Annotated in this window: 18 protein-coding genes; 9 read left to right on the top strand and 9 right to left on the bottom strand. The window is 51.7% G+C overall.

The genetic code is table 11. The annotated features are described in order from the left end of the window. Window positions 1–117: 117 nt before the first annotated feature. Complete coding sequence (locus U9S71_RS17930) at window positions 118–1,521, bottom strand: tetratricopeptide repeat protein (protein ID WP_326329080.1); 1,404 nt, start codon at window positions 1,519–1,521, stop codon at window positions 118–120. A 319-nt stretch (window positions 1,522–1,840) separates the two neighbouring features. Between U9S71_RS17930 and amaB the strand changes: the two genes are divergently transcribed. The 4 genes from amaB (at window position 1,841) to U9S71_RS17910 (ending at window position 6,365) form a co-directional block, all read left to right on the top strand. Next, window positions 1,841–3,385 carry an L-piperidine-6-carboxylate dehydrogenase gene (gene amaB / locus U9S71_RS17925; RefSeq protein WP_326329079.1) on the top strand — a complete coding sequence of 515 codons (1,545 nt, stop codon included), beginning with the start codon at window positions 1,841–1,843 and terminating at the stop codon, window positions 3,383–3,385. Window positions 3,386–3,578: 193 nt separating this feature from the next. Beyond that, window positions 3,579–4,421, top strand: a complete 843-nt coding sequence (kduI, locus tag U9S71_RS17920; protein ID WP_326329077.1) for a 5-dehydro-4-deoxy-D-glucuronate isomerase — start codon at window positions 3,579–3,581, stop codon at window positions 4,419–4,421. A 14-nt stretch (window positions 4,422–4,435) separates the two neighbouring features. Then, window positions 4,436–5,569: a BT3233 family polysaccharide utilization protein gene (locus U9S71_RS17915; RefSeq protein ID WP_326329076.1), complete on the top strand. Its 1,134-nt coding sequence runs from the start codon at window positions 4,436–4,438 to the stop codon at window positions 5,567–5,569. Between the two features lie 28 nt (window positions 5,570–5,597). Further along, window positions 5,598–6,365, top strand: a complete 768-nt coding sequence (locus tag U9S71_RS17910) for an SDR family NAD(P)-dependent oxidoreductase (RefSeq protein ID WP_326329075.1) — start codon at window positions 5,598–5,600, stop codon at window positions 6,363–6,365. Here U9S71_RS17910 and nadD read toward each other — a convergent pair whose 3' ends face one another. Genes nadD through dnaN form a run of 5 tightly spaced genes read right to left on the bottom strand, consistent with a single transcriptional unit; the run spans window position 6,366 to window position 10,238 of the window. Then, window positions 6,366–6,944, bottom strand: a complete 579-nt coding sequence (nadD, locus tag U9S71_RS17905; protein WP_326329074.1) for a nicotinate (nicotinamide) nucleotide adenylyltransferase — start codon at window positions 6,942–6,944, stop codon at window positions 6,366–6,368. An 11-nt stretch (window positions 6,945–6,955) separates the two neighbouring features. Further along, entirely contained in the window at window positions 6,956–7,528 is a 573-nt protein-coding gene (gene gmk / locus U9S71_RS17900) for a guanylate kinase (RefSeq protein WP_326329073.1), read from the bottom strand. 5 nt (window positions 7,529–7,533) lie between these two features. Further along, on the bottom strand, window positions 7,534–8,409 hold the full coding sequence (locus tag U9S71_RS17895) for a YicC/YloC family endoribonuclease (protein WP_326329072.1): 876 nt from the start codon (window positions 8,407–8,409) through the stop codon (window positions 7,534–7,536). Window positions 8,410–8,454: 45 nt separating this feature from the next. Beyond that, complete coding sequence (locus U9S71_RS17890; RefSeq protein WP_326329070.1) at window positions 8,455–9,108, bottom strand: DedA family protein; 654 nt, start codon at window positions 9,106–9,108, stop codon at window positions 8,455–8,457. Window positions 9,109–9,113: 5 nt separating this feature from the next. Continuing rightward, complete coding sequence (gene dnaN, locus U9S71_RS17885; RefSeq protein WP_326329068.1) at window positions 9,114–10,238, bottom strand: DNA polymerase III subunit beta; 1,125 nt, start codon at window positions 10,236–10,238, stop codon at window positions 9,114–9,116. Between the two features lie 152 nt (window positions 10,239–10,390). On the opposite strand from dnaN, the gene U9S71_RS17880 reads away from it, so the two are divergent. From U9S71_RS17880 to ybeY, 3 genes are all read left to right on the top strand, one after another. Further along, on the top strand, window positions 10,391–10,591 hold the full coding sequence (locus tag U9S71_RS17880) for a hypothetical protein (RefSeq protein ID WP_326329066.1): 201 nt from the start codon (window positions 10,391–10,393) through the stop codon (window positions 10,589–10,591). A gap of 85 nt (window positions 10,592–10,676) precedes the next feature. Continuing rightward, entirely contained in the window at window positions 10,677–11,096 is a 420-nt protein-coding gene (gene ruvX / locus U9S71_RS17875) for a Holliday junction resolvase RuvX (protein ID WP_326329064.1), read from the top strand. 32 nt (window positions 11,097–11,128) lie between these two features. Continuing rightward, complete coding sequence (gene ybeY, locus U9S71_RS17870) at window positions 11,129–11,563, top strand: rRNA maturation RNase YbeY (protein WP_326329062.1); 435 nt, start codon at window positions 11,129–11,131, stop codon at window positions 11,561–11,563. A gap of 26 nt (window positions 11,564–11,589) precedes the next feature. Here ybeY and U9S71_RS17865 read toward each other — a convergent pair whose 3' ends face one another. Next, a complete protein-coding gene (locus U9S71_RS17865) occupies window positions 11,590–12,012 on the bottom strand; it encodes a nucleoside-diphosphate kinase (protein WP_326329061.1) in 423 nt (140 codons plus the stop codon). Window positions 12,013–12,098: 86 nt separating this feature from the next. Here U9S71_RS17865 and U9S71_RS17860 point away from each other — a divergent pair, with 86 nt between their 5' ends. Then, on the top strand, window positions 12,099–13,616 hold the full coding sequence (locus tag U9S71_RS17860) for a TPM domain-containing protein (protein ID WP_326329060.1): 1,518 nt from the start codon (window positions 12,099–12,101) through the stop codon (window positions 13,614–13,616). A 32-nt stretch (window positions 13,617–13,648) separates the two neighbouring features. Here the strand turns inward: U9S71_RS17860 and U9S71_RS17855 are convergent, their stop codons facing one another. After that, complete coding sequence (locus U9S71_RS17855; protein ID WP_326329059.1) at window positions 13,649–14,155, bottom strand: hypothetical protein; 507 nt, start codon at window positions 14,153–14,155, stop codon at window positions 13,649–13,651. Between the two features lie 24 nt (window positions 14,156–14,179). On the opposite strand from U9S71_RS17855, the gene U9S71_RS17850 reads away from it, so the two are divergent. After that, window positions 14,180–15,553: a DNA recombination protein RmuC gene (locus U9S71_RS17850; protein WP_326329058.1), complete on the top strand. Its 1,374-nt coding sequence runs from the start codon at window positions 14,180–14,182 to the stop codon at window positions 15,551–15,553. Here U9S71_RS17850 and fabF read toward each other — a convergent pair. After that, window positions 15,550–16,788, bottom strand: a complete 1,239-nt coding sequence (gene fabF / locus U9S71_RS17845; protein ID WP_326329141.1) for a beta-ketoacyl-ACP synthase II — start codon at window positions 16,786–16,788, stop codon at window positions 15,550–15,552. The two genes, U9S71_RS17850 and fabF, sit on opposite strands and share 4 nt — an antisense overlap. Between the last annotated feature and the right edge of the window lie 245 nt (window positions 16,789–17,033).

Below are 17,033 nucleotides of genomic sequence, written 5' to 3'. Positions count from 1 at the left end.
GTTTAACGGCGAAAATGAGATATTATAGGCAAAAAAGCAGAAAAAATCTGAAAAAAATCTGAAATCTGCCTATACAAAGGGTGCGCGTGCCGACGGCCATCTACCATAAATTATGGGTTAGGGCATGTATTTCTTGACCACCTCGGCGATGGCTTTGTTGTCGCGAAGTTGTGGCAGGTACTCAAACAGGACGGCGTGTTTTTTCGGGTCTGCGCCCAGCCCCAGCTCGAGGTAGTTCAATGCTTCGTTATACCTACCCGCGGCAATGAGATAGGCCACCATGCGGTAGTACAGTTCGGCGCCATCTGGATTGTTCTTGATGGCCTCGGCAATGGTTTCTATCGCCCGCTCCAACTTGTCGCGCTCGTAAAGGATAGACGAATAGTCAAGCCACGCTTCCAAATCGATGGGGTTTAGCTCCACCACCTTTTCATAGGCAGCCTCCGCTTCGTCGAATTGCTTGAGTTTGTATCGTGCATCGGCAATGGCAAACCAGTAGTCGGGGTTGTCTTGCTCCAGGTCAAGCGCTTTCTTGTAGAAGTGCAGCGACTCGAAATACCGTTCTTCATAGTCTAACGTTACGCCGATTCCGAACCACGCGTCGGCCAGCGCCACATCGATTTTAACCGCTTTCTTATAATATGAGCGCGCGTCATCCATCTGTTCCAGCTTCTCGTAACATTCGCCGATGGCGCAATAGGTTTCCGCGCCCGGGGGCTCGTATTCGAAGGTCTGTTTGTAGACGTCGATGGCCTCGCTGTACTTGTCGAGGTTTACCAATGCATTCCCTTTGTTAAAATAGGCCGAAGCAAAGTTGTCTTTGATGAGTATAGCGTAATCGTAGGCATCGATGGCCTCGGGGTATCGGCTTAGTTTGTGGTAGGCATTGCCGAGGTTATACCACCCCGCGTATGAATAGGGGTCGTTATCGATGTACTGTTTATAAAACCCGATACTCTCTTCCTGGCGATCCAGCACGTCGTAGCAAAAAGCCAGCTCATACAGGGCATCCTGGTTCTCCATATTCTGCTCCAGGCAGCGTTTCAGGAAATGGACGGCGCTATCGTAATCGCCTTTGCTTTGGTGTAAAAGCGCGATCTGCAAATAGATGTCATCGGGGTTCTCGGCCAGCTTCAATGCCTTATTGAGGCTCCGAAACGCTTCGTCGTAACGCTCTAAGCTGCCCAGTATACCGCCTTTGATCAGGTAAATGTCTCCTTCCGACGGTTCCAGGGTTTCTGCCTTGTCCAATGCATCGAGGGCGAGCGAAAACTGGTTCGTCACCGCAAACAACTGCGCTTGTTTGAGGTAAAACATGGCCGCAAACGGATGCTGGCTAACCGCATAATCAACAACCTGTAGTGCTTTGATCGGGTCATTCTTCTCCATATAGTAGTCAATGATCCCCTCAAAAGCCTGCGTATCAAAAAAGTATTGATCCTTATTGCGAATCATTTCTTCGTAGCGCTCCACCGAAAGCCTCGGGTCTTCGGCGGGCCCGTATTCGAAATCGTCTTCCATCTATACTCCTTGTTTAAGAACTAACACTTAGCGCACCTCACTACTGTCGCGTTTTGATGATAACAAAATAGGGCTTGTTGGATGATATTGTCAACACAAGTTTTCAACAATTTACTCGAAGCATGTAAAACCTGTAGAAAATCAATCGTTTACGACATGCTCCGTTGTCAACAAACCAAGCCGCGTCAACCCTACCTCAGTGCGTTCTTTTACTCATTTTCCACCCGTGGGTTCCAAATAACGTTGCAAAGATACGCAATACTAATCGAAAAGTGTACCTTTGGGTATTAGCATATCACCAAGCAAGACCAAGATTACCATGAATGAAGCAATTGATATTTCGAAGATACTCGACCGGTTGGGAGTAAAAAAGGAAAATCCAGCTTGGAGCACAGGGGCGAGGGGCGGGACGACGAATGAAGTCCTGATGGACAGCGTCTCGCCGGTCGACGGCCAGCACATCGCAACGGTTGCGCAAACCACCGCCGAGGCATTCGATGGAGTTGTAGACCGAGCGACGTCGGCATTTGCCGATTGGCGACGGATACCGGCACCCCAACGCGGCGAAATGGTTAGGCAGTTGGGGGAAGAATTGCGTAAACACAAACAGGACCTTGGTATGCTGGTATCGTATGAAATGGGCAAGAGCCTCCAGGAAGGGTTTGGCGAAGTACAGGAGATGATTGATATATGTGATTTTGCCACCGGGTTGAGCAGGCAACTTTACGGCCTCACCATGCAGTCGGAGCGGCCGAGCCACCGGATGTATGAGCAGTGGCATCCATTGGGTGTGGTGGGTATTATTTCGGCCTTCAATTTCCCGGTGGCTGTGTGGAGCTGGAATGCAGCGATAGCCTGGGTTTGCGGCAATGTTTGCGTGTGGAAGCCGTCGGAGAAAACCCCGATTACAGGGGCGGCCTGCCAGGCCATCATCGCGGCGGTGTTGGCCCGGAATAGCATGCCCGATGGGGTTTCATGTTTAGTGCAGGGCGGTAGGGAGCTCGGCGAGCGGCTGGCCGGCGACAGCCGGATTGCGTTGGTTTCGGCTACGGGTTCCACCCGGATGGGCAAAGCGGTTGCCGCCACCGTGGCATCACGGCTGGGCAAAAGCATTTTGGAGCTGGGCGGCAACAATGCCATGATCATTACCGAGCACGCCGACCTGGATGTCGCTCTACCCGCGGCTGTGTTTGGCGCCGTGGGTACGGCGGGGCAGCGCTGCACCAGCACGCGCCGGCTGATCATCCATGAGGCGGTATACGACGTGTTTAAGGCGCGATTGGCCAAGGCCTATGCGCAGCTGCGTATCGGCGACCCACTGGATGAACATCACCACGTAGGGCCTTTGATCGACCGCGGCGCCGTGAAAAACTACGAGGCGGCGATTGCCCAATGTAAACGTGAGGGCGGCCGCTTTATCGTTGAAGGCGGCGTGCTTACCGGCGATGGATACGAATCGGGCTGCTATGTAAAGCCCTGCATTGCAGAAGTTTCGCCGGATATGGCCATCGTGCAAAGGGAAACCTTTGCGCCCATACTATACATCATGAAATACGCTACGCTTGATGATGCCATACGCATACAGAACGACGTGCCCCAAGGCCTTTCGTCGGCCATCATGACGCTCAACCTGCGTGAGGCTGAGCAGTTCCTTGCCGTGGGCGGGTCGGATTGCGGAATCGCGAACGTCAACATTGGCACCTCAGGTGCGGAAATCGGCGGGGCATTCGGTGGTGAAAAGGAAACGGGCGGTGGCCGCGAATCGGGGTCGGATGCTTGGAAAGCGTATATGCGGCGGCAAACCAACACGATTAATTATTCGGATACGTTGCCGCTGGCGCAGGGAATCAAGTTTCATTTGTAAACACGGGCCTACGAATACCCCGCAGCAACTGCTTGATTGACGAGCCGTTGGTGAACCAACAGCAACCGTCCCGAAGGTTCAGTCACAATCGTGTAAACGTTTGCATCATTTGTAAAATGTCCTTACCTTAGTCGCGTTGCCGGGCATTTGGTAGCTTATACTAAAACAAAATATAAAATCAACAAAAAACGACATGAGCGTACATTATGAGTCCCGCTATGCATTGGGACCTACGGAAACAAAAGGCTTGGACACTACGGGCCTACGAGAAAACTTCTTGATTGAAACGGTATTTGCCGATGATGAAATCCAATTGGTATATACCCATTACGACCGCTATATTGCCGGAGGTGCCAAGCCGGTAAACAAGCCCCTTGAGTTGGAAACCATCGACGCCTTGAAAGCACCTTATTTTCTCGAGCGGCGCGAGTTGGGCATCATTAATGTAGGGGGCAGCGGGCAGGTGACCGTCGATGGTACTGTCTATACACTGGATTTCAAGGAGGCGCTGTATGTGGGTAAGAACAGCAAAGCGGTTATCTTTTCGAGCGATGATGCCGCCAACCCAGCTAAGTTTTACCTTAATTCAGCTCCGGCACACCATGCCTACCCTACAAAAAAGGTAACCAAGGCAGAAGCAGAAGTCGTAGAACTTGGCAGCTTGGAAACCGCCAACCATCGCGTTATCAATAAGCTGCTCGTGGCTGGCGTAGTCGATACCTGCCAGTTACAGATGGGCATGACCGAGCTGAAAAAAGGCAGCGTATGGAATACCATGCCGGCGCATACGCACGACCGACGCATGGAAGTTTATTTTTATTTTGAAGTACCTGAGGGGCAGTCGGTAAGTCATTTCATGGGTCAACCACAGGAGACCCGTCATATCTGGATGCAGGATGAACAAGCGGTCATTTCACCACCATGGTCGGTACATGCAGGAGCAGCCACCAGCAATTACACCTTTATTTGGGGCATGGCAGGCGAAAACATGGACTATGGCGATATGGACGGGTGTGCCATTGCAGATCTCAAATAACTAACAAAAAGGCGATGAAGAGCAAGTTAGCAATTTATAGTTTGTTGCCATTTGCCGTTGCGGCAATGGCTTGCGGGGGCGGTGAACCGTCCAAATCTATCGTGGTGACAAACCCGCTGAACATGGAGCGGCATGAGCTTGTCGCTGTTCCCTACGGGGAGTTTGTGGCCGCTTTTGGGCCCGATAGTATATTCAAGGTGGTAGATGTGACGAATGGCACGGAAATACCCTACCAACTGGAAACCGAAGGCGCTTCCGCTCCACAAAATGTATTGCTTTACGTGTCGGTGCCGGCCTCGGGCGATGTCACGCTGGCGGTCGAGAAATCCGCCCCCGAGCCGGTAGCAGCGAAGACATTCGCGAGGTACGTGCCCGAACGGTATGACGACTTTGCCTGGGAGAACGATGTCGTTGCCTTCCGGATGTATGGAAAAGCATTAGAGGGCCGACCCGACGATGCACATGGTATAGACCTGTGGTCGAAACGTACCACCGATTTGGTGGTGGATAAATGGTATGCCAATGGCGACTACCATACGGACCACGGGGAGGGCATGGACTACTATTCGGTGGGTATGACATTGGGCGCGGGCGATCTTGCCCCATATGTGGGAGACGAGGTCGTTTATTCGAAACACTATCGTGGGCATGAGGTATTGGACAACGGCCCGTTGCGCACCACGTTCCAGCTGGATTATGACCCTTGGCAAGTGGGCGAGGAAACGGTGTCTGTCACCAAACGCTATACCTTGGATGTGGGCTCCCAGTTGAACCGGGTTGAAGTAACCTTTACAATCGATGGCGATGGCACACTTCCCGTAGCGATTGGCGTATCCCGCCGGGCCGAGGAAGGCACGCTGCTTAACGAACCCGATAGCGGGTTGTTTGGTTATTGGGAGCCAACGGACGATAAGCATGGCACTACCGGTGTGGGCGTGGTCCTGGCAGACGGTCAATTCGAACAGTTCATCGAGCAGCCCAAGCAGTACCTGTCGGTACTTACCGTCCGTGATGGCGAACCCATTGTGTATTACAATGGCGGTGCCTGGGACAGGGCCGGTAAATTTATGTCGGCTAGCGACTGGTTCGGGTACCTACAGGCAACAAAGAACAAAGAAGCATCGCCGTTGCAGGTGGAGATCAAATGATCATTTTATTCGATTATAATTTTTAAACATGACAAGAGATAAATTCGATCTGAGTGGAAAAGTAGCCTTAGTAACGGGCTGCAAGCGTGGTATCGGCAAGGCGATAGCCGAAGGGTTGGCTACTGCCGGGGCGGACATCATCGGCGTGTCGGCGTCGCTGGAGCTGCAAGGAAGCGGCGTATCTAAGGCTGTTGAAGCTACCGGACGCCGTTTCTATGCGTACCAGGCCGACTTCGGTAGTCGAACATCACTCTATGCATTTATTGAACAGGTGAAAGCCGATCACCCTCGCATTGACATTCTGTTCAACAATGCCGGAACGATACTGCGCAAGCCTGCAGCCGAGCATCCGGACGATTATTGGGATCAAGTCATCGAAATCAACCAGAACGCCCAGTTTATTCTAACCCGGGAGATTGGTAAAGAGATGGTGGCGCGAGGAAGTGGAAAGATTGTTTTCACGGCGTCGCTCCTTACTTTCCAGGGTGGCATCAATGTGCCCGGCTATGCGGCTTCAAAGGGCGCCGTAGGCCAGCTCACCAAGGCGTTCGCCAACGAGTGGGCGGCCAAAGGAGTCAATGTAAATGCGATTGCTCCGGGTTACATTTCCACAGACAATACAGAAGCGCTGCGCAATGACCCGGACCGAAGCCGCTCCATTTTGGAACGTATTCCCGCCGGTCGTTGGGGTGAACCCGACGATTTCAAGGGGCCCGCCATATTCCTCGCCTCAGAAGCCGCTAATTACGTGCATGGAACCGTGCTGACCGTGGATGGTGGCTGGATGGGCAGGTAGCTACTTATACAACCCCTTGTTCTCGATGAACGCTTCGACGCTGTCGGGAACGAAATAGCGGATGTTCCTGCCTGTCTTCACCGCATTACGGATGAAGGTGGATGAAAACGCCATCAGGGGTGTATCCGTGATCGTGACCGCAGGGTGTTCGGCCAGTTCGGCCGGAGCCGGATAATCTGGCCGCGGGTACACGAGGATGCGGTGGTGACGCAGGATGATTTCGTGGTTTTTCCATTTATGGAAGGAAACCAGGTTGTCCGACCCCATGATGAGAACGAAGGTCTTTTCGGGATATTTTTCGCGCAGGTGCGTAAGTGTGTCTATCGTGTACGACGGTTGTGGAAGGGAAAACTCGATGGTGCTACTTCGGATGTTTTCGGCCTTTTCGATGGCGAGGTTTACCATCTCCAGACGGTCATACTGGTTAATTAATGAACCTTTCTTCTTAAGCGGGTTGTGAGGGGTCACAATCAGCCACACCTCGTCGAGCTCCGTATAATTTGCCATGTAATTGGCAATGATGAGGTGGCCCGTGTGGATGGGGTTGAACGATCCGAAAAACAACCCGATGTGCTGCATGTTTTCTTGTTTTATCTTTCGTTGAGGAAACCCAACAATAACCGTTCGGCCTCCGCGCATGCCTTCTCCAAGTCGTCGTTTTGTAGGATGACATCGAACCGGTCAGCATAGCCCAATTCCTTTTCTGCTTTTACGACGCGCTCACGGAGCTTTTCCTCGCTATCTGTGCCGCGCCCGCGGAGGCGCTGTGCCAGCACATCTAACGACGGGGGCTGCACAAATACCGCCAGTGCCCGGTCATCGAATTTGCGCTTTAGGTGGAGGCCGCCTTCTACGTCGATGTCAAAGATGACATGCTTTCCCATGGCCCATATCCGATCTACCTCTGCACGTAGCGTGCCATAAAAGGTGCCCGAGTAAACCTCTTCGAACTCGATGAACTCTTTTTTGGCAATCCGATGCAGAAAGTCTTCTTTGGAGATGAAATAATAGTCTTTGCCGTTTACCTCGCCGGTGCGCGGCTGCCGCGTGCTGGCGGAAATGGAAAAAGAGATCTTGTCGGGGTGGTCCGCCAGCAGGCGCTTCACGATGGTGGTTTTACCGGCGCCGGAAGGTGCAGAAAAGATGATGAGTTTACCTTGCATGTGCGTCAGAGTACGTTTAGCAATTGTTCCTTGATTTTTTCGAGCTCTTCTTTCATCCGTACCACCACCTGTTGGATGCCCGCGTGGTTTGCCTTGGACCCCAAGGTATTGATTTCGCGGCCCATTTCTTGGGAGATGAAGCCCAATTTCTTGCCATTTGCATCGGCACCTTCGAGTGCTTTAAGGAAATAGTTGCAGTGGCTACGGAGGCGCACCTTCTCTTCGGTGATGTCTAATTTGTCGATGTAAAAGATAAGCTCCTGTTCGAAGCGGTTCATATCTACGTGCTCTTTGCCTACAGCTTCATCGAGGTACTGGCCTATCCGTTCCCGGATAAGGGGGATGCGGTCTGTTTCCACCGCCTCTACTTCGGTGAGCAGGCGCCCGATACCCTTTGCGCGTGCTGCCAGGTCCTCTTTCAGCACAGCACCTTCGTCGGCCCTGAAGCGGTTGAGTTGCGCTACTGCATCTTGAAATGCGCTCAGGAGGAGCGCAGCCTCCGCCTCATCGGCCTGTTCTTCATTATGGCTGATCACCTCGGGCATATTGAGTGCCAGTTCAAAGAGGTTCTCTTTTTCGGTGTTGAGGTCGAGTGCGATGGCTTCAAGCTGCCTGTAGTAGTTCTTGAGCAGGGGGGCATTGATGGTTGCGGCCCCGGCCGTCTGGTCGATGTATTCCACACTTACGGTAAGGTTCACCTTGCCCCGTTCAATGAGTCGGGAGCACTCGCCACGTAGCGTGAGCTCTTTGTCTGAGAACGCCTTGGGAAGCCGCAGGTTAAGCTCCAGGAACTTTGAGTTCAGCGATTTGATTTCGACGGTATACTTTACCTTTTGATTGTCTTTGGTTCCGATGCCGTAACCAGTCATGGATTTAATCATGTGCAAACTTAGGTAAATTATTGATAATCCGGTGCACGCCGGCGTTTACGTCTGCTTTTTGAATTTCCCTTTTATCAGCTCGAAAACAATGGGCAGGATGGAGATGACGATGATGAGCAGCACCACGCTTGAGAAGTTATCTCTAATGATGGGAATGTTGCCCAAAAAATAGCCAGCTAAGGTAATACCCACCACCCATAAAATGGCCCCTACCACATTGTAGGTTAAAAAAGTGCCATAATTCATCCGCCCGATTCCACCCACAAAAGGCGCTAATGTTCTAACAATCGGTACGAAGCGGGCAATTACGATGGTTTTACTGCCATATTTGGCATAAAAAGAGTGTGTTTTTTCAATCTGCTCCTGTTTGATAACCTGCTTGCCAAAAAGCTTAAATTTGGTTACCTGCATCCCGAAACGTTTCCCGATGGAATAATTAAGGGAGTCGCCCGTAATCGCCGCCACTAACAAGAGGAGGATAATGATCCCAACATTGAGCTCATTGGGCTGGGCGGCAAGCATTCCTGCCGCAAACAACAAAGAGTCGCCCGGAAGGAAGGGCATCACTACAATGCCGGTTTCAATAAAAATAATGAGAAACAGGATGAGGTAAGTCCATGTTTGGTACTCGTTGACGATTTCGACCAAGTGTTGGTCGATGTGAAGAACGAAATCGATCAATGAGTAGATAAGCTCCAAAGCCGTTAACCCATATTATTCAACATGACGGGCATAACCAGCATTAGGATGTCCTCGTCTTCTTCCGATACGGCCGGAATCAATAGCCCCGCTCGGTTTGACGTGCTCATTTCGATGACAACCTCCTCGCTGTCGAGGTTGGTCAGCATTTCCACGAGGAACTTCGCGTTGAAGCCGATTTCCATGTCTTCGCCCTCAAACTGACAGCTGAGGCGTTCGTGTGCTTCATTGGAAAAGTCGAGATCTTCCGCAGAGATATGGAGCTCACTGCCCGAAATCTTCAGCCGTACCTGGTGCGTGGTCTTATTGGCAAAGATGACTACCCTACGCAATGAGTTGAGGAACGTGTGCCGATCAAGCGTTAACTTATTGGGGTTAACCTGTGGTATAACCGCTTCGTAATCGGGATAGCGCTCATCGATTAACCGGCAAATCAAGTGGATATGACCAAACTTGAAAAATGCGTTGGTGCTGTTGTATTCTACTGCGACGGCGGTATCTTCGATGGGCAACGATGATTTCAGCAGTGACAGGGCCTTTTTCGGCAGAATCAACGACGTGGGGTTTTCGGTACGGATATCCTTTCGCCGGTAGCGCACCAACTTATGCGCGTCTGTGGCGACAAATGTAGCGGATTGCTCGGCCAGCTGCACCAGTACGCCCGACATGGCCGGACGTAATTCGTCGTTGCTGACGGCAAATATCGTTTTGTTGATGGCCTCCGCCAATACGGAAGCCGTTATGGTTACCGATGAGGCATTGTCGACGACGGGAATCTTCGGAAAATCTTCTGCATTTTCACCGCTGAGCTTGTACTTACCATCGCCGGCACTGATCTCGATGGCCAGGGTGGTGGTATCTACCGAAAAAGCCACGGGCTGGTCGGGAAGCGTCTTGAGCGTCTCAATCAGTATTTTGGAGGGCATAGCCACGCGCCCCTCTTCCTTCGCCTCAATAGGCAGGGACGTAACCATGCTGGTTTGCAGGTCGGTAGCCGAAATGGTCAGCACATTATCCTTGATTTCAAAAAGGAAATTTTCCAATATCGGGAGTACGGTACTACTGCTTGAGGCTCCGCTGATGGCTTGTAGTTGTTTTAATAAAATGGAAGTAGATACAATGAATCTCATGTCCGAATATTATGATGTGCAATGATAAGGAAAAGATTTGGCATTCGACAAATGAGATTGTGATTTGCGCGGTAGAAACGGCGCGCGAAGACGTATCAGCCAAACAATCGTTTCGGTGGGTTGTTATATTACCGGAATCAAAGGTTTACGTTATGGAAACGCACAATCACCGAACGGACAAGGATGGCAAGCCGGAAGCAGAAGAGAACTATGCGGCACATGAGGAAAACCCGGCACCGTCGCCGGAGGCCATCAATGAACCCAATGATCGCCCCGCCAGCAACATCATTTGGGTTGCTGTTATGGTGGCCATCGTTATCATGGCCCTCATCTATTTCATATTTATTTACTGATAGCTAGCGGATACACCGCTGCCCCCACTTAAGATAAAAGTCGCGGCTGCGCGGTTCCCAAGGCGAAATAGCGTACCTTTGTGGGATGCGCATTATGGCTTTCGATTACGGTACGAAGCGGGTCGGCATGGCGGTGACCGACCCATTGCAACTCATTGCCACGGCACTGGATACGGTACACGCCAAGGATGTGTTGGAATACGTGAAAACCTACCTCAACCACGAAGCGGTAAGCGTTTTTGTAGTCGGTGAGCCCCGCCAGCTCAATGGTTCCGAATCCGAGTCGGCCCAGCACGTGCGGGGGTTTGTCCGCTCGTTGCGGCGCACGTTTCCCGGTATCCCGGTCGAAACGGTCGACGAACGGTTCACCTCAAAGCTGGCATCGGCAACCATTTCCCAAAGTGGCATGGCGAAGAAAAAGCGGCAGGATAAGTCGCTGGTGGACCGCGTGGCGGCGGTACTTATCCTGCAGTCGTACCTCGAGCAGCGCGACTTTCAGCGATAAAGTTGCTACCTTTGGCGAATCAAAACAGGCACATGGGCTACATCCATTTTTTCACCGAAGATACGGCGTATCGAGTCAAGCAGAAATTACCCCTAAAACGCTGGATGAAGGAAACTATCGCCAACGAAGGCTTCAAGGTTGGTGAAATCAGTGTGGTGCTCTGCAGCGATGCTTATCTCTTAGAAATCAATAAACAATACCTCCAGCACGATACCTATACCGATATTGTGACGTTTGATAATAGCGAGCTTGAAGATACCATTACGGGGGATATATTCATCAGCATTGACCGTGTAGTGGAAAACGCGTTGAAATTCGGAGTTGCCGAGCGGGATGAGCTGCATCGCGTCATCATCCACGGTATCCTGCACCTCTGTGGGTACGGGGATAAGAAGAAAGGCGATAAAGCGCGGATGACCGAAAAAGAGGACTTCTATTTGGCCCGGAGAAGCCTGGCAAGCCTATAAAGAAAGGCCCACCAGGAAAGAAAGTCTTAGAACCGCTCGAACTGCGAGAAGAAGAAATTACCTTCTATTTCCGCGTTTTCGTCGGAGTCTGAACCGTGGATAGCGTTCGCGTCGATGGATTTCGCGTATTTGTTGCGGATGGTTCCCGCCTCAGCCTTGCTGGGGTCAGTAGCGCCAATTAGGGAGCGGAACCCTTCTACGGCATTTTCCTTTTCGAGGATAGCCGCTACAATGGGACCGGAAGTCATGAATTCAACCAATTCGCCGTAAAATGGCCGCTCTTTATGCACGGCATAAAACGCACCAGCAGTTTCTTTGCTTAGTTGGGTATATTTCATGGCCACCAGCTTGAAGCCGTCTGCTATGATGTCGTTGATTATAGCGCCTGTGTGGCCGTTGCGTACGGCGTCGGGCTTAATCATGGTGAATGTTCTGTTCGTTGTTGCCATTTTAAAAATTTTGCGCAAACATAGGTAAAGTTGGCTGGTTGTGCAAATTGGCAAAACATTAGGCAAGATCATTATATTTGGAACCCATGAGGGATACATCAAACCATTTGTTACGGACGATTTGCACCATCGGATGTGGGTTGCTGCTTGGCATAATCAGTCTGGCAACCGCCCAACACCAAATAGGCACAATCCCCTCACCAAAAGATCGGGGACAGGATTATTACGTGAGTAATCCCGATCGGATTCTCAGCGCCGGTGTGGTAGACTCATTGAATAGGCTGGCGCGCTTGGTGGAGGCTAAAACCTCGGCCGAATTGGCTGTGGTGGTGGTGGATGATTTTGTGGGTGAGGACGATTTCCAGTTTGCGCTGGACTTGTTCAATCTGTGGGGTATCGGCAAGGCGCCTGCCAATAATGGGCTGCTGCTGTTCGTTTCTCCGCAGAAAAGGGCTTACCGCTTCATTACGGGCTACGGCATGGAGGCCGTGTTGCCGGATGCACTGCTGAAGCGGATCGGTGAGTCGCTGCTGGTACCTCGATTCCGCGAGGGTGATTATGACGGTGGCGTGCTGGCGGCCATGGATGCCGTGAAGACCGCGGTGCTCAACCCCGATGCCGCAGGCGATCTTCGCAGGAGTCTCGCCCGAAAAGATTCGTTCTTTTACAAGAATCAGGTATTGCTTATTTCCCTTGTGGTCGTTTTTGCACTCTATTACTTGTTATGGAGAACCGCTTCCCGGGCTTTTAACCGTATTCCCACACGCAGTGGGCGTAAGTCGAAAAGTACATCGACGTGGATCTACCTGCTTTTTAGCGGGCTTATACTGTTTCTCACTGCGTTTTTTTCCGTCTTCGCCATCGCTTTTCTGGGCATGCCACCATCCTGGTTGTATCGTTGGTCCTTTCTACCGTTATATGTTGCCGTGTTTTTCGGTCTGGCTATTACCATTCTGTATTTCAATGGTTTGTCGCTCATCCGCAAGACCTTTAAGGATGCGGCCAACCGGCTTGCGGAGTCTGCAGCGTTCAACAAGCGGATGTTTTTGCCGATGCTGGTTACGCCGCTTACCTGGGTATTGCTGTATCTCGGAACGAAACGGCGTAAGGCCGATAAGCTGCGGATGGTACCGCCGCCTGGTGATGGCTGGCAACGCGTGGGCCGGGACAAACAGAAAGACGTGTCCCGATACCTGGATAAGGGTCAGCGTAAGGAGGAAAGCATCGGTGCATTCTTCTATGAAATCTGGACGCGTGATGCCCCCGGAGGTATCCACCCTGTTGCTTTTCAGGGTAAGAGCTACGCCAAATATGGGCCGTGCCCTTCGTGTGGATATCGCACCTTTTCCAATAGGTTCTTAAAGGTGCTGAAGCGGCCAACGGTAATTAATGAGGGCGAAGGCGAGTGGCTACAGGAGTGCAGTCATTGCAAGCACAGCGTATCCTACGGCAAAACGGTCCTTAATCGCACAAAACCGGTCGGCTCATCGTCCGGCAGTGGCCGATCGAGCTCCAGCAGCTCCGGTAGCCGAAGCAGCAGCTCTAGTGGTGGCAGCTGGGGCGGCGGCAGTAGTGGCGGTGGCGGTGCCGGGGGGCGTTGGTGACAGTAATGACCTTAAAACAAGTCCATTGTGCGTTAATTAACTCGATGGGTGTAACTAAACTGGCGTTTTTTAGAGGCTGCAAGGAAGCTTTCTGCCGAAAAATGGCTTTCGTCATATGAAATCTGACGGATATGCTTCATAAAGTCACGATTGCTGGCACTTTCTATCCTTGCTGTCGACTGCGGTGGAATGAAGAAACTCACCGACGAGTCGGAACGATGTGTGATCTTAATTGACGTTCTCCGGTCGTCCTTTCGGTATTGTTTCGGATTGCAGATTCGCGGCACGTAATCCATTTGACTTGCCTTTGCGGCAAATTCGGCTGCTGGAACCTTATATGTAATCGTAATGGATAGGCTTTCGTTAGAACGGTTTTGGATAAAAAGCTCGGATAGAAACGAACACCCCGAAAACATCAGGCATATCATCGTTGCGATAAGCAGTTTAATAGCGGTCACTTTTTGGTTGTTAATACGTGTTTTTACGATTGGTAACCCAATTGTTGGTCTAGCCGAGGAAAAGGTGGTGAAGCGCTCCAATAATTTATCTAAGTTTGTCTAATCATGGAAATATACGTCGTTGCTATCGGGCTCATCGCCCTCATTATTCTTATTATTGCTGTTCTTCTGTTCGTAAAGCGGCCGCAGTCAGGAACCAACGCGCAAGAAGTGGCCCAATTACGTACGGAAAAAGAAGTGCTGACCATTGACCTGGCCCGCGCGCAGCAGCACGCCGAAAGTCTCATCGCAGAGAACGATCGCGTAGCAACGCTGTTTAAAGAGGAGCAGCAGCGCCTGCGCGATGAACTGCAGCAAACGCGCGAGCAGCTAGCGAAGGCTGATAAGTCCCTGGAAAGCGGTCGCGCCTATTACCAGTCGCAGCAGGAGCGGCTTGAAGCGCAGAAGGAAGAGATCGAAATCATCAAAAAGCAGTTCAATACGGAATTCCAGGTTATCGCCAACAAGATCCTGGATGACAAGACCCAAAAATTCACCGAAACCAACAGCAAGTCGCTCGACCAGATATTGGGGCCGCTGAAAGATAAAATAAAGACGTTTGAAGAAAAAGTTGACAAGACCTATCAGAATGAAGCTGCCGAGCGGAACTCGCTGAAAGGGGTGGTGCAGCAGTTGATGGAGCAGAGCCTACGCATCAAGGATGAGGCCAACAGCCTGACCCGCGCATTGCGTGGAGACAGCAAGAAACAGGGCAACTGGGGCGAGGTCATCCTGGAGCGGGTACTTGAACGCTCGGGACTGGTGAAGGATAATGAATACCGCTTGCAGGCCTCGATTACGGATGAAGAAGGGAAGCGCCTCCAACCCGACGCCATCATCGACTTGCCGGACGAGAAGCACCTCGTGGTCGATTCCAAAGTCTCCTTGCTGGCTTACGAGCGCTGGGTAAATGCCGACACGGATGAGGAGCGCGAACTCGCGGCCAAGCAGCATATACAGTCGGTAGAAAACCATGTGAAAAGTTTATCGGCCAAGAATTACCACGACCTCTACCAAATCAATTCACCCGATTTCGTGTTGCTGTTCATGCCTATCGAATCGGCATTCAGCATGTCTATCACCTATAAAGCCGACCTTTTCAGCGATGCTTGGGACCGCAAGGTGGTCATTGTAAGTCCGTCTACGTTGTTGGCTACGCTACGTACGATCGCCAGCATGTGGAAACAGGAGCGGCAAACGCGCAATGTACTTGAAATTGCCAAGGAGGCAGGGGCACTGTATGATAAGTTCGTCGGCTTTCTGCAAGACATGGATAAAATGGGCGAACAGCTCAACCGCGCCGTGCGAGCCCATGAAGAGGCCACGAAGAAACTCGGAACGGGCCCCGGCAATGTTATCCGTAAAGTGGAAAAACTCAAGAAGCTAGGCGCCCGCGCAAGCAAGCAGATTGGCGGGCACCTGTTGGATGACGGAGACTAGACTCCGCGGAACAAGATGGTGGCGTTGTGACCACCGAAGCCGAAAGCATTGCTCATTGCCACGTTTACCTTCCGCTCCAATGCATCCCCGGTGACGATATGAATGTCTTTTGGGATGGCGTCGTCCAAATGAACCGTGTTGATCGTTGGTGGTATTACCTGGTGATTGATGGCCTTAACGGCCAAGATGGCTTCGATGGCCCCGGCAGCCCCTAACAGATGGCCCGTCATGGATTTCGTTGCGCTGATGCTGAGGTTTTCGGTGTGCTTGAACGCTTTGCTCACCGCATTCAGCTCACTGATGTCGCCCACGGGCGTCGAGGTGGCGTGCGGGTTGAGGTAGTCTACGTCGGCCGCATTGATTCCCGCTTCACCCAGCGCTAATTCCATCGCTTTGGAAGCTCCGCGCCCTTCGGGGTGCGGCGCGGTAAGGTGATAAGCGTCGGCGGTCATCGCAGCACCCACCACCTCGGCATAGATGTGGGCACCACGCTTTTTGGCGTGCTCGTATTCTTCCAGCAGCAATGCTCCAGCGCCCTCACCCATCACAAACCCATCCCGGTCGGTATCAAACGGCCGACTGGCATGCTGTGGGTCGTCGTTACGGGCAGACATCGCTTTCATCGCCGAAAAGCCCCCTATGGAGGCCGGTGTAATGGGTGCCTCGGACCCCCCCGTTATAAACGCTTTGGCCTTGCCCATCCGGATGTAGTTGAAGGCGTCCATAATAGCGGTATTGGCCGTAGCACAGGCCGAAACGGTGGTGTAATTGATCCCCTGTAACCCATACTTCATAGAAATCATACCCGATGCCATATTGACGATGAGGCGCGGAACAAAAAACGGACTGAAGCGCGGCACGTATTCGCCTTCCACGTATTGGGTGACCTCGTGCTCGAACGTTTCCATGCCCCCCTGGCCCACGCCCCAGATGACGCCAACGTCGAACGGATCCATAGTGGATAGATCCAAGCCGGCATCTTCGATCGCTTCCGATGCCGCATATAGGCCATATTGGGTAAAAAGGTCGCTGCGTTTTATCTCGTTCCTATCGAGGTACTTTTGGGGAGCAAACCCTTTCACCTCACAGGCAATCTGGGTGCGGAATTGACTGGCGTCAAACCGGGTGATTGCCCCTGCGCCACTCGCCCCCTCGACAGCATGTTGCCAAAAGGTCTTTATATCGTTTCCCAGCGGGGTAACGGCACCCATTCCTGTAATAACCACTCTAGTCATATCTTTCATTTGATCGTTGTCTTTCCATCTGTTCAATGACGCCGGTGGCATCACGACCCTGTCAACTTAACCGTTAACAAGCTTAAAATTTGAAACAAAGATAGCAAGGATATATCGATTGCTATACTTTTGTTTCAGTCCCGGCTGCAATTGCATAAGCGCAATGTAAAAAAGCAGCGGGCGGCTCGACCAGACGCCGAAAAACAATTACCTTAGACGAGTTGTTCCAAACCGGAACAGCTTGA

Source organism: Parapedobacter flavus (genome assembly GCF_035818675.1).
Classification (GTDB): domain Bacteria; phylum Bacteroidota; class Bacteroidia; order Sphingobacteriales; family Sphingobacteriaceae; genus Parapedobacter; species Parapedobacter flavus.
This window is presented reverse-complemented; position numbering and strand designations above follow the sequence as displayed.

Coding starts and splice junctions, on each gene's coding strand:
- U9S71_RS17930 (WP_326329080.1), bottom strand. CDS start 1,521: ATGGAAGACGATTTCGAATACGGGCCCGCCGAAGACCCGAGGCTTTCG.
- amaB (WP_326329079.1), top strand. CDS start 1,841: ATGAATGAAGCAATTGATATTTCGAAGATACTCGACCGGTTGGGAGTA.
- kduI (WP_326329077.1), top strand. CDS start 3,579: ATGAGCGTACATTATGAGTCCCGCTATGCATTGGGACCTACGGAAACA.
- U9S71_RS17915 (WP_326329076.1), top strand. CDS start 4,436: ATGAAGAGCAAGTTAGCAATTTATAGTTTGTTGCCATTTGCCGTTGCG.
- U9S71_RS17910 (WP_326329075.1), top strand. CDS start 5,598: ATGACAAGAGATAAATTCGATCTGAGTGGAAAAGTAGCCTTAGTAACG.
- nadD (WP_326329074.1), bottom strand. CDS start 6,944: ATGCAGCACATCGGGTTGTTTTTCGGATCGTTCAACCCCATCCACACG.
- gmk (WP_326329073.1), bottom strand. CDS start 7,528: ATGCAAGGTAAACTCATCATCTTTTCTGCACCTTCCGGCGCCGGTAAA.
- U9S71_RS17895 (WP_326329072.1), bottom strand. CDS start 8,409: ATGATTAAATCCATGACTGGTTACGGCATCGGAACCAAAGACAATCAA.
- dnaN (WP_326329068.1), bottom strand. CDS start 10,238: ATGAGATTCATTGTATCTACTTCCATTTTATTAAAACAACTACAAGCC.
- U9S71_RS17880 (WP_326329066.1), top strand. CDS start 10,391: ATGGAAACGCACAATCACCGAACGGACAAGGATGGCAAGCCGGAAGCA.
- ruvX (WP_326329064.1), top strand. CDS start 10,677: ATGCGCATTATGGCTTTCGATTACGGTACGAAGCGGGTCGGCATGGCG.
- ybeY (WP_326329062.1), top strand. CDS start 11,129: ATGGGCTACATCCATTTTTTCACCGAAGATACGGCGTATCGAGTCAAG.
- U9S71_RS17865 (WP_326329061.1), bottom strand. CDS start 12,012: ATGGCAACAACGAACAGAACATTCACCATGATTAAGCCCGACGCCGTA.
- U9S71_RS17860 (WP_326329060.1), top strand. CDS start 12,099: ATGAGGGATACATCAAACCATTTGTTACGGACGATTTGCACCATCGGA.
- U9S71_RS17850 (WP_326329058.1), top strand. CDS start 14,180: ATGGAAATATACGTCGTTGCTATCGGGCTCATCGCCCTCATTATTCTT.
- fabF (WP_326329141.1), bottom strand. CDS start 16,788: ATGACTAGAGTGGTTATTACAGGAATGGGTGCCGTTACCCCGCTGGGA.